The 14712-nt window shown below is 43.2% G+C and carries 14 protein-coding genes and 4 tRNA genes; 11 read left to right on the top strand and 7 right to left on the bottom strand.

Translation table 11 applies throughout. From position 1 onward, the window contains the following. Positions 1–120 precede the first annotated feature (120 nt). Together KS2013_RS03015 and KS2013_RS03020 are read left to right on the top strand one after the other, a co-directional pair. Complete coding sequence (locus tag KS2013_RS03015; RefSeq protein WP_068989552.1) at positions 121–1656, top strand: hypothetical protein; 1536 nt, start codon at positions 121–123, stop codon at positions 1654–1656. A gap of 10 nt (positions 1657–1666) precedes the next feature. Further along, a complete protein-coding gene (locus tag KS2013_RS03020; RefSeq protein WP_068989555.1) occupies positions 1667–2233 on the top strand; it encodes a DUF924 family protein in 567 nt (188 codons plus the stop codon). Here KS2013_RS03020 and KS2013_RS03025 read toward each other — a convergent pair whose 3' ends face one another. The 3 genes from KS2013_RS03025 to KS2013_RS03035 are packed head-to-tail and all read right to left on the bottom strand — an operon-like array spanning position 2234 to position 4206. Continuing rightward, positions 2234–2950: a hypothetical protein gene (locus KS2013_RS03025; protein ID WP_068989558.1), complete on the bottom strand. Its 717-nt coding sequence runs from the start codon at positions 2948–2950 to the stop codon at positions 2234–2236. It lies immediately after the preceding gene. A 21-nt stretch (positions 2951–2971) separates the two neighbouring features. Beyond that, positions 2972–3691: a UDP-2,3-diacylglucosamine diphosphatase gene (locus KS2013_RS03030; protein ID WP_068989561.1), complete on the bottom strand. Its 720-nt coding sequence runs from the start codon at positions 3689–3691 to the stop codon at positions 2972–2974. 2 nt (positions 3692–3693) lie between these two features. Beyond that, positions 3694–4206: a peptidylprolyl isomerase gene (locus tag KS2013_RS03035; RefSeq protein ID WP_068989564.1), complete on the bottom strand. Its 513-nt coding sequence runs from the start codon at positions 4204–4206 to the stop codon at positions 3694–3696. 164 nt (positions 4207–4370) lie between these two features. On the opposite strand from KS2013_RS03035, the gene cysS reads away from it, so the two are divergent. Further along, positions 4371–5768 carry a cysteine--tRNA ligase gene (gene cysS / locus KS2013_RS03040; protein ID WP_068994353.1) on the top strand — a complete coding sequence of 466 codons (1398 nt, stop codon included), beginning with the start codon at positions 4371–4373 and terminating at the stop codon, positions 5766–5768. Between the two features lie 22 nt (positions 5769–5790). Next, positions 5791–5973: a DUF3012 domain-containing protein gene (locus KS2013_RS03045; protein WP_068989568.1), complete on the top strand. Its 183-nt coding sequence runs from the start codon at positions 5791–5793 to the stop codon at positions 5971–5973. 53 nt (positions 5974–6026) lie between these two features. Here the strand turns inward: KS2013_RS03045 and KS2013_RS03050 are convergent, their stop codons facing one another. The 3 genes from KS2013_RS03050 to folD all read right to left on the bottom strand — a co-directional run bounded on the left by KS2013_RS03050 (position 6027) and on the right by folD (position 8144). After that, a complete protein-coding gene (locus tag KS2013_RS03050) occupies positions 6027–6641 on the bottom strand; it encodes a cation transporter (protein ID WP_068989571.1) in 615 nt (204 codons plus the stop codon). A gap of 98 nt (positions 6642–6739) precedes the next feature. Further along, a complete protein-coding gene (locus tag KS2013_RS03055; protein ID WP_068989575.1) occupies positions 6740–7153 on the bottom strand; it encodes a hypothetical protein in 414 nt (137 codons plus the stop codon). 136 nt (positions 7154–7289) lie between these two features. Then, entirely contained in the window at positions 7290–8144 is an 855-nt protein-coding gene (gene folD / locus KS2013_RS03060) for a bifunctional methylenetetrahydrofolate dehydrogenase/methenyltetrahydrofolate cyclohydrolase FolD (protein ID WP_068989580.1), read from the bottom strand. A gap of 183 nt (positions 8145–8327) precedes the next feature. On the opposite strand from folD, the gene KS2013_RS03065 reads away from it, so the two are divergent. The 7 genes from KS2013_RS03065 to KS2013_RS03095 all read left to right on the top strand — a co-directional run bounded on the left by KS2013_RS03065 (position 8328) and on the right by KS2013_RS03095 (position 12740). Continuing rightward, a tRNA-Pro gene (locus KS2013_RS03065) sits at positions 8328–8404 on the top strand. A gap of 32 nt (positions 8405–8436) precedes the next feature. After that, positions 8437–8513 (top strand) — tRNA-Arg (locus KS2013_RS03070). A gap of 47 nt (positions 8514–8560) precedes the next feature. Continuing rightward, a tRNA-His gene (locus KS2013_RS03075) sits at positions 8561–8636 on the top strand. A 78-nt stretch (positions 8637–8714) separates the two neighbouring features. Beyond that, positions 8715–8799, top strand: a tRNA-Leu gene (locus tag KS2013_RS03080). Positions 8800–8921: 122 nt separating this feature from the next. Continuing rightward, a complete protein-coding gene (tig, locus tag KS2013_RS03085) occupies positions 8922–10214 on the top strand; it encodes a trigger factor (RefSeq protein WP_068989581.1) in 1293 nt (430 codons plus the stop codon). Positions 10215–10295: 81 nt separating this feature from the next. Beyond that, complete coding sequence (gene clpP / locus KS2013_RS03090) at positions 10296–10907, top strand: ATP-dependent Clp endopeptidase proteolytic subunit ClpP (RefSeq protein WP_068989584.1); 612 nt, start codon at positions 10296–10298, stop codon at positions 10905–10907. A 177-nt stretch (positions 10908–11084) separates the two neighbouring features. Next, entirely contained in the window at positions 11085–12740 is a 1656-nt protein-coding gene (locus KS2013_RS03095) for an ATP translocase (RefSeq protein WP_068989587.1), read from the top strand. Here KS2013_RS03095 and KS2013_RS03100 read toward each other — a convergent pair. After that, the gene (locus KS2013_RS03100) at positions 12724–14607 is read right to left on the bottom strand and encodes a metallophosphoesterase (RefSeq protein ID WP_068989594.1); all 1884 of its coding nucleotides are present in this window, start codon (positions 14605–14607) and stop codon (positions 12724–12726) included. The two genes, KS2013_RS03095 and KS2013_RS03100, sit on opposite strands and share 17 nt — an antisense overlap. Positions 14608–14712: the final 105 nt, after the last annotated feature.

The raw sequence follows: 14712 nt of genomic DNA on the forward strand, positions 1-14712 counted from the left end.
GATTTGTTAAGAAAAATGTATATTCAATAGTTCAAATGGGCTAGTGTGGAATGACTATGGATGGTGATAATAATAAGTTATACCTCCATGGTATGACATATACCACTAACGGAGAGAACTATGAAAAAACATGTACTGGGACTGGTGTCGCTGGCATTGGCGACATCATCTTCTGTAATGGCAGAAGAGCATAAGGATGACGAGAACCTGGTGGGGAAGGTTCCGTTTCTGACTCTTACTGCAAAGAAACTAAAAGATGCAAATATTGCAACCCATCCTTTTATAAACTCCTCAATACCTAATCCTCCGGCTTCTGTTTATGATGGTCCTCTTTTCCAGCTGAGACATGACTATCCAAGTGAAGCAGTACAGAAACAGTCTCCCCCTTGGAAAAAAGTAACTAATAATGGATTGATAAACCAGCAAAATGCTATGGCATATGTTGAGGCTTTGAAAAGCTATGTCTCGGAGGATATGCAGAAGTTAATTTATGATTATGAACATTGGAATGCCAGTGAGGAGCCTTGGTGGCAATCCATCTGGTTAGGTACTGAGCGTGAGCCAATTCATGGCTTCTATGTCGGTTCGGGTTTTCCTGCTGGGACTTTGACTGATCAGAACCTAGATCTTACAACCTATGTTTTAACATTATACGACAACACGGCCGCTGCTACTTTGGGCAATATCTGGGGTACCACTCTTGAGGATGCTTACAACCCAAATATTACCAATCCCGGTGCACAGTATGCCGAAGGAAGCGTCATCGTTAAGTTTGCTTTTGTCACGCCATGCGGGGCCGACTGGTCGCCAATGGAAGGGACTGCTTCCTTACCTATATATGCTCCTCTTAATTCGAGTAATGGCTCTGGTAATAATCCCACAAAATCAAAGTGTCCCAACAATGGCTCGGAAGGAAGTGCCACTCAGCCAAGTCTTACAGATATCTATATGATGCAGTTTGATATTATTGTTAAAGACAGCCAGGCGGCACCGGATACTGGATGGGTTTTCTCGACGTTGATTTACGATAAAGATGCACCAGGAAAAACTGCTTGGGATAAAATGGTTCCTCTAGGTGCGACCTGGGGAGGGAACCCTGATGTGATTAATACTGCAAGCTCAGCCATTACTCCGCCAGCAAAGGTTAATCCCGCTTTAACTGAAAACTGGATTAATATGAATACTCCCGATTATGCCCGTTCAACACTTGGCTGGGACGGGCGTTTGTCGGGGCCGAATGATGGTGCCGTGGTGACGCCTGCCTGGGCTGGGGGACATTATTATCCAGCAGGAGTGTCCAGTGTTGGCTGCTTGGGTTGTCATAGTTCAGCACAATATAACCCTAATAGTTTAGAGACTGATGAGCCTAATATGGTGTCGTTTTTATTACCGACCACTACTCAACCACCATCACAGCTACCGCCACCGCACTCAAGTGGACCTGCTGACGTTCTAGTCCTTTTTGAGCCAGGATCTCAAGGGTGGATGAAATGGTTCCAGAGCAGAGCCGGTGATGAGCCAATGGACGCTAATCAGGTTGCACTTGATTACGACATGGTTACGGCTTTTAAAGCCATTCCAGTTTGGCAGGCGGCCTATAAAGCGATGCAAAAAGAGGGTGCTGTTAAACCTTCTTTGAAGCGTAAAGCTCAGTAGTTGGTGATTTATGGCTTTTGAAGAACTAACTGAAGAAGTGATAAATTTCTGGTTTGGCGCGCCTGACTCAGCTGAGTTAGGCGCAGCTCGATCCATCTGGTTTGACTCTACACCTGCGTTTGATGAAGACATTCGCCAGCGTTTTGGTCAGGCCAACCGGGAAGCCGGGCAAGGACAACTAGATGCTATGATGGAAAGTCAGCGAGGGTCTCTGGCTTTAATCATTCTACTGGATCAATTCTCTCGCAATATTTTCAGGGGACAAGCGGAGGCTTTTTCCAACGATGCCAAAGCTAGAGAAGTTGCGGCGTATGCTTTGAATAAAGGATTTGATCAGGGGCTTTTAACGGTACAACGAAAGTTTATGTATTTGCCTTTTGAGCATGCTGAGGATTTGATCATTCAGAATAAGAGCGTGGAGTTATTTATTGGTCTGGGCGATAGCAGCTCTACCAGTCACGCCTTATGCCACCGTGATCAGATCATTCGTTTCGGCAGATTTCCTGATCGCAATAAAGCATTGGGTAGAAAAAACACATTAGCTGAACAACGCTTTTTAGAAAATCCGTTTTGTTAATCACGAAGAAAAGGGCTCTAAATCATTTTCTTCAACTTCGACTCTGATCACATGGTAGTTAGAATTATATTTTCGCCATTCCCAAGCTCCATCAATAAGCTTGACATTTGTAATGTTAAATTTCTTCATGTCATCAAGGGAGTAATCAAATCCAACGGTTTCTTTGAAGTAGCGGTATAAGAAGTTCCAAACAGTAAATTCTTTATGGCCATATTCCGCTAATAAGGGGTGGACATTAATTTTCCTGTAAAAAGCATTTTCTTTCTCCCGAACTTTTACAGCCCTTGGTTCTCCTTTCCTGACCAAATCATCAAAATCACTTTGGTATGAGTTACCATGCCAAATTAACATCGAATCTTTTTGTAAATATTTATTCCTACCTGCTGGGAAAATATAGTTAGCGCAAGAAGACGCGCAGCCTTTGCCAACGGTTACATCCAACTTATTGTCATAAACCCAGTGTCCAAGTTTTATACCCTCAAGCACCGGCCCTCCTTTACTGGTTATTTTTAGCATAGTTGGCTTGGTTTTTAGGGATTGGTATAGAGAGAAAATCCTTAGGTTGGCACCTTTGTTTATACGCCCGTCGTAATGCAGAACATTGTTCTCACCCAAATATACGTTTGTTTCGGGTTTTATTTTGTTTTCGACTGACTCAAGAGAAGAACAGCTCACTAAGAGCAAAGGCAAAGCTGGGATTATCAACCTAAGTATCATAAAACGTCCTTGTTCAAATAACTATATGGAGAAATAATGTTCCGTTACCGAGTCGCCTTCAATCGTCAGGTAATGACCCTGTTCGCCCCAATCGCTAAGTACTATCCGCTGGCAATGCTTGCCATTGACTTCGATATCATGAAAGGCTGGGCGGTGCGTATGACCGTGAATTAACACCTGAGCATTATTTTGCTGTAACACTTCTTCCACCGCTTGGGGATGGACGTCAGTAATGGCGCTGGCTTTATTTTCCATTGCCTCACGGCTTTTCGCTCTCAGATCAGCCGCTATGCCTCGCCTAACCGCCAGAGGTTGGGAGAGGAGTTGCTGCTGCCATTCTTCCGAGCGAACCATTTCTCGAAACTGCATATACTCTTTATCATCCCAGCACAAGCTGTCGCCATGCATCATGATGGCATCTTTATCGCCTAGTTGAACTGGATGAACTTCGTCCAGCAACTGACCGCCTGTTTTTTCAGCGAAAACATCGCCTAGAAGAAAATCGCGGTTGCCGTGCTGGAAGTAAAGTTTTTTACCGCTGCCCGAATAGGCTTTGAACAGACTGATGGTGGACTCTACAAAGGCTGAGTCATCATCATCACCAATCCAGCTTTCATAAAGATCTCCCAGTACGTATAGCTCATCTGACTGAGGCGCGATATTTTGCATAAAATGCTCAAAGAGCGCCGTTAAATCCGGCCGCTCTTCGCATAGATGTAGGTCAGAAATTACGAGTATCATAATTAGCCGTTAATTTCTGCTTTCTCAATCAGTACGGTCTCTGTTGGTACGTCTTGGTGCATGCTATAGCTACCTGTTGGTACGTTTCGAATCGCTTCCACAACATCCATACCGTCAGTGACTTTACCGAAAACACAGTAACCCCAGCCATTCATTGACTCGTTTTTGAAGTTCAAAAAGTCGTTGTCATTGACGTTAATGAAAAATTGGCAGGACGCTGAGTGAGGTTCCATAGTACGGGCCATTGCGACAGTACCCATTTCATTGCTGAGGCCATTGTTCGCTTCGTTTTCAATCGGATCTTTGGTGTCTTTTTGATCCATTTCAGGAGTAAATCCGCCGCCTTGAATCATGAAGTTAGGAATGACACGGTGAAAAATCGTACCGTCGTAGTGGCCCTCCTTAACGTAGCTCAAAAAGTTTTCAACGGTTTTTGGAGCCTCATTAGGGTATAGCTCCAGAGTGATTTCACCGTGATTAGTTTTAAAGGTTACTGTTGGGTTCGCGCTGCTCATGGGGATTTCCTCAAAATTAATGATTTCGCCTAGCCTGCAAGTGACTTGAACGCTACAATGCTAGGCTGTTTGGCGCACATGATACTTATTTTAGTATCAAAATGCGATTTTAGCGAAAAATAGACTGAATTTAGATATTAATTAAGAGATAGAGACAAATGGCCATGTTGCAGATTTACAATAACCTTACTCGTCAAAAAGAACCTTTTAAGCCACTCGTTGAAGGCAAGGTATCTATGTATGTCTGTGGCGTGACGGTCTATGATCTGTGTCATATTGGCCACGCTAGAACCTATGCCGCGTTTGACGTTATTAATCGCTATCTAAAATTCCGTGGCTATGATGTGACTTACGTACGCAATATCACGGATATTGATGACAAGATCATTAATCGTGCCAATGAAACGAATCAAGAGTTCGGTGCAGTTACCGATAAATTTATCGAAGAAATGTATCAGGACTTTGATGCTATTGGATTGCAGCGTCCAGACGTGGAGCCAAGGGCCACTACGACCATGGATGAAATCATTGCCATGACCGAGACTCTGATTGACAAGGGCGCCGCTTACGCCACTGATGAAGGTGATGTCTATTTTCATGTCCCTGCGTTTAAAGATTACGGAAAATTGAGTCGTCAGGATCTTTCGCAGCTAAATGCCGGCGAGCGTATTGATGTTCGTGACTCGAAAAAAGATCCGATGGATTTCGCGCTATGGAAAGCTGCCAAGCCTAATGAACCATCGTGGGATTCACCATGGGGTAAAGGTCGTCCAGGCTGGCACATTGAATGTTCTGCCATGAGTAAAAAGTGTCTGGGCGAAACTTTTGATATTCACGGTGGTGGTTCTGATTTGCAGTTTCCGCACCATGAAAATGAAATCGCACAGTCTGAATGTGCCAATGACTGTACATTCGCTAATACCTGGATCCATACGGGTATGGTTCAGGTGGACAAAGAAAAAATGTCCAAGTCTCTGGGTAACTTCTTTACCATCCGCGACGTATTGAAACAGTACCGTCCTGAGTCGGTTCGTTACTTCCTGATGAGCGGTCATTATCGTAGCCAGCTGAGCTATACTCAGGCAAACCTCGAGTCGGCCGATGCAAGTTTGGAGCGTTTGTATACGGCTCTGCGTGGCGTTGATGAGTCTCAGGCAACGGATGAGTCATATGATATTTTGGAAAAGGCCCAACAAGACTTTATCGAAGCAATGGACGATGATTTTAACGTACCCGAAGCAATGCCTGTGTTGTTTGACCTGGCGAAAGAAGTCAACCGGTTGAAAGATGATGACATGGCAAAAGCGGCGACAGTTGCAGTGAAGTTAAAGGAGCTGGCTGGTGTATTAAGCCTGCTTCAGCATGACCCAGAAGAATTTTTAAAGTCTGGCGCTGGAGAGAGTGATGTGACTGATGAAGATATCGAAGCCTTGATTCAGGAACGTTTGCAGGCACGCGGAGATAAGAACTGGGAGCTGGCAGATAAAATAAGAGATCAGCTTCACGCGCTGAATGTCGAGCTGGAAGATGGTGCTGGCGGTACCAGCTGGCGCCGTAAGTAATTTAGAGTAGTGAGAAAAAGAAATGACTCGATTAATCAAAATCTGTTTATTAGTAGTAGCTCCCCTTGTTTTGTCTGCCTGTGAACCAGAAGTGGGTAGCGAGCGCTGGTGTAAGGCGATGAAAGAAAAAGATAAGGGCGATTGGACAGCAAATGAAGCTGCTGACTTTATGAAGCACTGCATCGTAGAGATTAAAGAGTACTAATCAACAGCGCTTTGCTACCTATATTCAAGATTGATGGGGGATGATTTCCTCCTTCAACGAGCCGCTTTCAGTTCCTTGGTTGCTGACATTATAACGTTATAGCCTGATCGTAATAATAGAATGACCAGACAAGTCGCTATTATGATGTCGGGCCAACCAGAGTCAGTAAGCCAGACGGCTCCAGCGGTTAAAAAGACTGAAATATTAACTGCTATATCATTTCGAGAACATTCCCAGACAGAGCTCATATTGACGTCTTCGTTGCGGTGTCGCCACAAAAGATAAAGGCAGACTGAATTAGCGACCAGGCTGAGTAGGCTGAAAGCCCCCATTACTTCAAAAATGGGGGTAGTCGGTTCAAACAATTTATAGATGACCTGGCCCATAATAATGCAGCCACCAAGTGTAATTAACAGGCCTTTAAATAGAGCTACCCTGGCTTTAGCAGAGACTCCCTTTGAAACAACCAGTAAACTCAAAGCATAAGTCAGAGCATCGCCAAAATTATCCATGCTATCCGCTAATAAAGAGCTCGAACGACTGTATAAACCCGCTGCAACAATGACTAGGAACATAGTCGCATTGATAAATAGAACAGTCTTTAGAGTTCCGCGTTGCTTCTCTTGTAGAACATCAACAGAACAGTCATCATCACAACATCCAGCCACAGGGTATTACTCAGAACGTTAGGGTCTGTGATTTAGTATGAAGCTGAAATTATAAAACTCAAGTGTAAGTTTCCGTTGAGATTATTGATTTAATATTTTTATAAAATTAACGCCAAAAAAGCACACACAGATAAAGCAATTCCTAAAGGTATCTGTATTGAAGTTAGTTTTTTAGCTGCCTGAGCTCCTTTTTCCTGAGCAGTTTCACTTTTCGATAATAGCTTTTCAGCTAACAGATTGTAAGAAAGGATGAAACCAACGAGAATCATAAGGATTTGCATGATAAGACCGAACAGCCCAGCCGAATATTTCACCATCACGCCTAAGTGGGGCAGACTTTTAAATAGGAAGTAGTAGAGGCCAAAAACTAATAAGATAATCCCAATCACGCCCTGGTAAGGTGCCAATTTTTTTAATGCCTTACCAGCATCTTGGGATTTTTTTGCAATGAAGCTGGATGCTGCCAGTAAGCCCCCAATAATGGCAAGTATGGTAACGATGGTATAAAACATAGTGAGTCCTTTTGTTTCTGTTTGCTAGTCAGCCTAGCGCAACTAGTTGAACTCAAGAAGTTTTTAGCAGGAGAAGGGTGAGCCATTTCACACTCGGTGGAACTGGCTCGACCAGAATTAAGGTGTAACTGTTAGCCTAATCGTGCAGGTTTTCGCAAGCGTAAAGCGTATTACTCATCAGCATGGCTACTGTCATTGGACCTACGCCACCAGGAACGGGGGTAATCCATGATGCACGTTCTTTAGCTACATCATATTCAACGTCGCCAGCAAGCTTGCCGTTATCCAGGCGGTTTATGCCCACATCAATCACTATAGCGCCTGGTTTGATCCACTCACCTTTGACCATATTAGGTATGCCCACACCAACAACGACAATATCTGCTTCAGAGACTTTCTTAGGTAAGTCTTTGGTTTTACTATGACAAAAAGTCACAGTGCAGCGTTCCATCAAAAGCTCAAGGCCCATTGGACGACCGACGATATTAGAAACTCCGACAACCACAGCGTCTTTACCTATAAGGTCGATTCCCGTCTCTTTAAGCATGACCATAACGCCGTAAGGAGTACAGGGACGCATAGTAGGCATTTTTTGGGCTAGACGACCCATATTGTAGGGGTGGAATCCATCGACATCTTTATCAGCTTTTATGCGCTCTAAAATAACGTTAGAATCGAGGTGGTCAGGTAGTGGCAATTGAACCAATATTCCGTCTATTGCAGGATCGTCATTTAGCAGGTCAATCTGCTCTAATAAAGCGTCCTGAGTGGTGTCTGCTTCCATCACAATTTTACGAGAAATGAAGCCAACCTTTTCACAAGCTTCTACTTTCTTGTTAACATAGATTTGTGACGCGGGATCGACTCCCACCAGTATTACTGCCAGACCCGGGGCGCGAAGCCCTTGATCAAGGCGAGCCTTTACTTTAAGGGCTAGATCGTCTTTTACTTTGGCTGAGATGTTTTTACCATCAAGAATTTGAGCAGTCATGTGGTTAATAAGATTCAAATGATTGTTTGAAAGGCGTTATTGTCTCAATATTGAACAACTTACTCAATGCTTTTATAGAAGATTAAAAAAGTTAGAAAAAAGCGATAAAAAGTGGTTGACGGGTATGGGGGAAATCAGTAATATGCGCGTCTCGCAGGGGCAAGCCCCTTGAGACGAAAAAATCGGAGATTAGCGCAGTCTGGTAGCGCGCCTGCTTTGGGTGCAGGATGTCGGGGGTTCAAATCCCTCATCTCCGACCAGTTTTATTCTCACCTCGAGTCAGGATTAACATGCGTCCGTAGCTCAGTCGGATAGAGCAACGGCCTTCTAAGCCGTGGGTCGCAGGTTCGAATCCTGCCGGACGCGCCATTATTGAGCGGATGTTCCGGAGGCGAGGGGAGAAATTGAGGTTGATGGTGGGCGTAGCTCAGTTGGTAGAGCCCCGGATTGTGATTCCGGTTGTCGTGGGTTCAAATCCCATCGTCCACCCCAGATTCTTGTAAACCAGCATTGACGCTGAGCAGGAATTACAATACGGTTCGATGAGGGCTCAGGGCCCGCAATCAAAATGCGAAAGTGGTGGAATTGGTAGACACGCTGGATTTAGGTTCCAGTGCCGCGAGGCGTGAGAGTTCGAGTCTCTCCTTTCGCACCATCTTTAACTCAGTTTATAAAAACTGGTCTGAAGATGGTTCCTCCCTTAAAGTCTTCATCTGAAAACCTGGTCATTTTAATTATTAGCTATTGATTTAAAAATAGCCTATCGGAGATCAGCGAATGCAAGTTTCAGTTGAAGCCAATAACGGTTTAGAAAGAAAATTAGTTATCGATGTACCTGCCGAGAACATTGACGGCGCGGTACAAAAGCGCCTACAGGAAATGACGCGTACCGTGAAAATGAACGGTTTCCGTCCAGGCAAAGTCCCTTTCAAAGTTGTTCAAAAGCGTTACGGTGCGTCAGTCCGTCAGGAAGTGCTTGGCGAAATTATGCAGCGTCACTATTTTGAAGCGATCCAGCAGGAAAAAATTACACCAGCAGGATATCCGCAGCTTGAACTAATTGAAAACAAAGATGGTGAGAACCTTAAGTTCTCAGCAACCTTTGAAGTTTATCCAGAAATCGAAGTTGCAGATTTAACCAAGCTTAAAATAGAAAAGCCAACCTCAGAAGTAACTGAGGATGATCTGTCTAATATGATGGAGACTCTTCGTGGTCAGCGTGCTACTTGGACCGAAGTTAAGCGTAAAGCTAAAGAAGGTGACCAGGTTGTAATCGACTTCAAAGGCTTTATTGATGGTGAAGCGTTCCAAGGTGGTGAGGCGAAGCAGTTCCCGCTGGAAATTGGCGCTGGAAATATGATTCCTGGCTTTGAAGACCAGTTAGTAGGTGCTTCTGCTGGTAATGACGTTGAGGTCAAAGTAGCCTTCCCTGAAGACTACCACGTAGAAGATCTAAAAGGTAAGGAAGCAACTTTTGAAACGCACGTTCATGCTGTTAACAAGAAAGAACTTCCAGCACTTAAAGATTTAGCTGAGCAGCTTGGTGCTGAAGATTTATCAGCTCTTAAAGCTGATGTTAAAAAGAATATGGAGCGAGAGCTTCGTAATGCCATTAAATCACGCGTTAAAGGCGCTGTGATGGAGCAGCTTGTAGACCAGCACGAGTTTGATATGCCTAAGGCAATGATTGATCAGGAAATTGATCGCATGCGTCAAGAAATGGCACAGCAAATGAATGCTCCAAAAGGTGAGACTCCAGATCTACCTGCAGAGCTGTTCGAAGAACAAGCTACTCGTCGAGTAAAACTTGGCCTGGTCGTTGCAGAAATTATTAAATCAGAAGAAATCAAGGCTGATGATGATAAAGTCCGTGCGCAGGTAGAAGACCTGGCTTCAGTATATGAAGAGCCTCAGGAAGTTATTGACTGGTACTATGGCGACCCGCAGCGTTTACGTGAAGTGGAGTCGTTAGTGCTTGAAGATACTGTGGTTGACTTGGTGCTGGAAAAAGCTAAAGTAACTGAGAAAGCCGTTAAATTTGATGAGATGCTAAACACAAACAAACAATAAGTTTAGCTTTTCATTCAGAGTATAAAAAAGAAGCGGATTTTATCCGCTTCTTTTGTTTTTAGATTAAGGAATCGTCTAGATATGAGCAAAATTGATCAACCTATAAGCAGTGCTTTAATTCCAATGGTTGTGGAGCAGACTTCCCGAGGGGAACGCTCTTATGATATTTATTCTCGTCTATTAAAAGAACGAGTTATTTTCTGTGTAGGCCCAGTCGAAGATCACATGGCCAATTCAATTATAGCTCAGTTGCTATTTTTGGAATCAGATAATCCTGATAAGGACATTTACTTATATATTAATTCACCAGGTGGTGTAGTAACTGCTGGTATGGGTATATACGATACCATGCAGTTTATTCGTCCAGACGTTTCGACTGTCTGTGTTGGACAAGCTGCTAGTATGGGGGCTTTATTACTGGCAGGTGGAGCAGCGGGAAAACGTCATTGCTTACCTAACTCGCGAATGATGATTCACCAGCCTCTCGGTGGTTTTCAAGGTCAGGCTTCTGACATAGCAATTCACGCTCAAGAAATTAGTGAGATGAAAAAGCGCTTGAACGGTATTTTGGCCCATCACTGTGATAAGCCAATAGAGCAAATTGAAAAAGACACAGACCGTGATAACTTCTTATCTGCTGATGAAGCAGTCAATTATGGTCTGGTGGACTCCATAATTAACTCTCGTAAGTAAGTATAGACTACTCATGGCTCAGTCCATGGGTGGTACCTTTCCCCATCACTTTCTCATTTATTAATATTTTTCCCTAATTTTCCTGCCAAAGGTTTCATTTTAGGATACATTAGACCTTTAGCGGTTCAGTTTATATTTGGCTTGTCGCATTAGTCCTAATGGATATAGGAGGTCGCGATGGATGAACACCGCTCGTTTAGTCGGGTTGAGAGGTTGCTCGCTCCCTTTGTCTGGATCCGTGCCGGCGAGGGGCGTAGCGTCGTATTGATGTTTTTCAGCCTCTTTATCCTGATGCTGGCCTATTACCTGCTTAAAGTAATCAGAGACCCGTTAATCCTATCTGATGGTAGTGCTGAATTAAAAAGCTATACCACCTCGGTGCAAGCGATTATTTTGCTTGGGGTCATTCCTCTGTTCAGCAAATACTATTATAAATTTTCTGATTACAACGATAAGTCGCTTTTCTTGAGGCGGGTTCTACTATTTTTTGTCAGTCATCTCCTCATTTTCGCAGTAGCCAAGTATGCTGGACTTCCAATTGGCATCGCGTTTTATATCTGGCTTGGGGTATTTAGCGTAACCATGGTAGCGCTTTATTGGGCCTTTTGTGCTGATTGCTTTAACCCCATGAGTGGTAAACGGTTATTTGCCATTATTGCGATTGGAGGAACCACTGGGGCATGGGTTGGGGCTCAACTAGCTGGTCTGCTATATCCCATCTTAGATATTACTGGACTGCTCATGTTATCCGCCATTCTTCTGACAACGTTAAACTTTTTGATTCGTTCAAGCTATCGTGCAGTTCCTGAGTCTTCTAAATCGAGCTCGAGAAATAAAATACAAACTAAAAGGCATCAGTGGTGGGAAGGTTTTTCATTATTTTTTAATAGTCGATATTTAATGCTTATAGGGGTATTTATACTATTATACAATTGGATTAACTCTATCGGTGAGTATGTCCTTGCCAAGTTTGTGGTGAATCAGGCACTGCAGTTAGCTGAGAAAGGAAGTCATGGCGAACAGCTGTATATGACCGAGTTTTATTCCAGTTACATTGCTTGGTTTACTTTGATAGGTCTATTGCTTCAATTATTTGTCGTGTCACGATTATTTCGGTGGATAGGAGTAGGGGCTTCGGTATTTATTTTGCCGTTTGTCATGGTTATAAACTATACCATGATTTTGTTCTTTCCTTTTTTCACTGTTGTGAAGTGGGCGTTGATAGCTGAAAATAGTGTCAATTACTCTATACAGAATACTAGCCGGCATGCACTTTTCCTGCCCGTATCGAGAGATGAAAAGTATTTAAGCAAGAATACTACCGATACTTTCTTTTATCGTTTCGGTGATGTTATGAGTGGTGGTAGCGTTTTTATCGGTGTCCAATTATTTGGATTGGGTACTTTCGAGTTTATTACCTTTAATACTATTTTAGCCGGTATTTGTTGTTGGACTGCCTTATCTATCCGAAGACATTACAAACTACAAGATAATGGTCAGGTGGAGGGGCGTCCTCCGGAACTGGCTCTTTCACTACAGCCGGAGCAATTAACAGCAGGTAATAAAACGATTGTTTCCATTCCCGAAAATACCTTTATTGATCCCGACCCTGGGGATATGATCCGCTATCAGTTAAAGGCAGGTGATGGATGTGAGTTACCATCCTGGTGTCATTTTAACCATGAATTGCTAACTGTTACTTTTATGCCACCACCAGCTACTGACGCCAAATTGAAGCTGGTGTTGGTGGCCACAGATTTTGCTGGCTTTGAAGCGTCAACCGACTGGGAAGTCACAGTCAAACCAGAAGTGGATATCACTGAAAATACTTAAGTATTTTATCGCGCCGTGATAATAATGAGAGAATCTGTTGTGGGTGTAAGTAAGCTCTTAACTCAGCCATCAGCTGCTGACGTGTCAAAGATGCAAGCTTCTCCCTAAAAACAGGTGACAGATAAGTAGGAGACTGTCTTTCATACTCAGGGAGCTTGCTGCTCATTCTGAAGGAACGAGTGTGATCGATAAGCCATAAAAAGCCATTATCTTTACTGTATAGACGGTTACCGGTATTCCGATCTTCATTGAAAATTAACCAATCAAAAATATGCATAATATCTTCAGACTCATTAATGGAGCAAAAGCTGTAGAGTTTTGTATTTTGTTCTATCATTTCAGTTCTGGATATTGAGTCTTCTACCCAGTACTGAATAATCCCTTTTTGCCCATTATGTGTATACTCCATGGTGAAAGGAACCATATATAAACCAAGAATACGATCCAGCTTGAAAGCTGCCATATCATAGACATAACGATCGGCAACATTTGCTAAACGCCTGTCTATAGAACCCTTCTCCATATTAGGGTCGCTATCATAGTATTTGAAAATAGCACTGTGCTGATGGTCAGCATTAGAAAAGGTTAACTTAATGGGCTTGCTAAAAAAGTCATCCAAGGGTATTTGTTCTACAATTTTGGCGTTTTCGAAAAAGCTCTTCAGGTACTCATCACTATATCCGTCAGCGTATAATGGTTTACGGACCGGATCTTCAAGTGGAGTCGTATTCGTGGGATCATCAATGTTAAGCACCTGTAGATTCTCATCTTGAATAATAATTGCGCTCGGGTGGCCATTGTAATGTGAGCGGAGCATGCCTGTGTCCAGTAAAATAAGCTTATTACCGAAACGTGAACGAACCAGACGACTTTCGTCAGGAGTGTGACCTACTAAAAGTTGCTCAGAATTAAATCGTTCGAGAGCACGATCAATAGTCTGTTGCTCTGAATAACAATGACAGTAGATATTCCCACGGTACCAGATTGGACCGAATGTAGTGAGCATTAACGAATCTGCAACCTCAAGAAAACGTTTGGCTTTTTTTACCACACTGCGTTTATTTAATGAGCGGGACTGTATCTTTCCTTCAACTAATGCAGTTGCTACCTGTTTTCTCTCGAGCTTATTGAAATAGTGTTTAAATAACCCTGCATCCAGCAAATCGTGGTATAGGGTTGCGTAATCTTTTAGTTCCTGGCGGAACAGCTGGTTCAAACCAGCTTCGCTTAATTCCAGATCCAGAACTTGTTTGGATATACCTCCATGAACGTAACTGCGACTATTAAAAGTGCGTAAAACATTTTTTTGTAAAAGCCAGCGACCATAATAACCATCTGGAGCGAACCCTGCTACCAGTCCAAAATAACCCGGAGGGTACATCTCGAGGAATGCTTTTCTACTTTCCTCGTCATCCTCAAGCTCTGAATAACTGAGATAATCTTCATAAATCGCTTGTCGATATCGTTCTGACTCATCGGGGATAAAGGCTGCATACTCTTCCTCTGAGACGTAGCGTAGGTCTGACATAAGGTTCATTGCCTCATGGTTTCCAAGCAAAACCTCAACCTGTCCGCCTGACTGTTTTGCTTCATTTTCCAGGCGTATAAAAAGATCCATTATTTTTCTGGAGTCGGGACCTCTGTCTAAATTGTCACCAATGCTTATCAATAAATCTGTTTTGCCACTCCATCGCAGTTTCTCATCAATGACGTCACTTGCCTTTAAAACATTTAGTAATTCAGTGTAGGCCCCATGAACATCGGTGACGGCTACAGTTCTTTTGGCAATGCCTGCCACAGGTAGAGTCAAAATGACTAAAAAAGTAACGAGGATAGAACTATAAGAAAGGGCTTTATTGAGATTCATAACGCATTCCAGTCGCATTTTAGGCTTGCTAATACTATATCATAAGCCAGTTTTGTTGGTCCTGAAAGGGGATGGTCCGAAGCTTGTCAAAATCTGTAAAATTTA

The sequence above is a fragment of the Kangiella sediminilitoris genome, from assembly GCF_001708405.1.
GTDB lineage: Bacteria > Pseudomonadota > Gammaproteobacteria > Enterobacterales > Kangiellaceae > Kangiella > Kangiella sediminilitoris.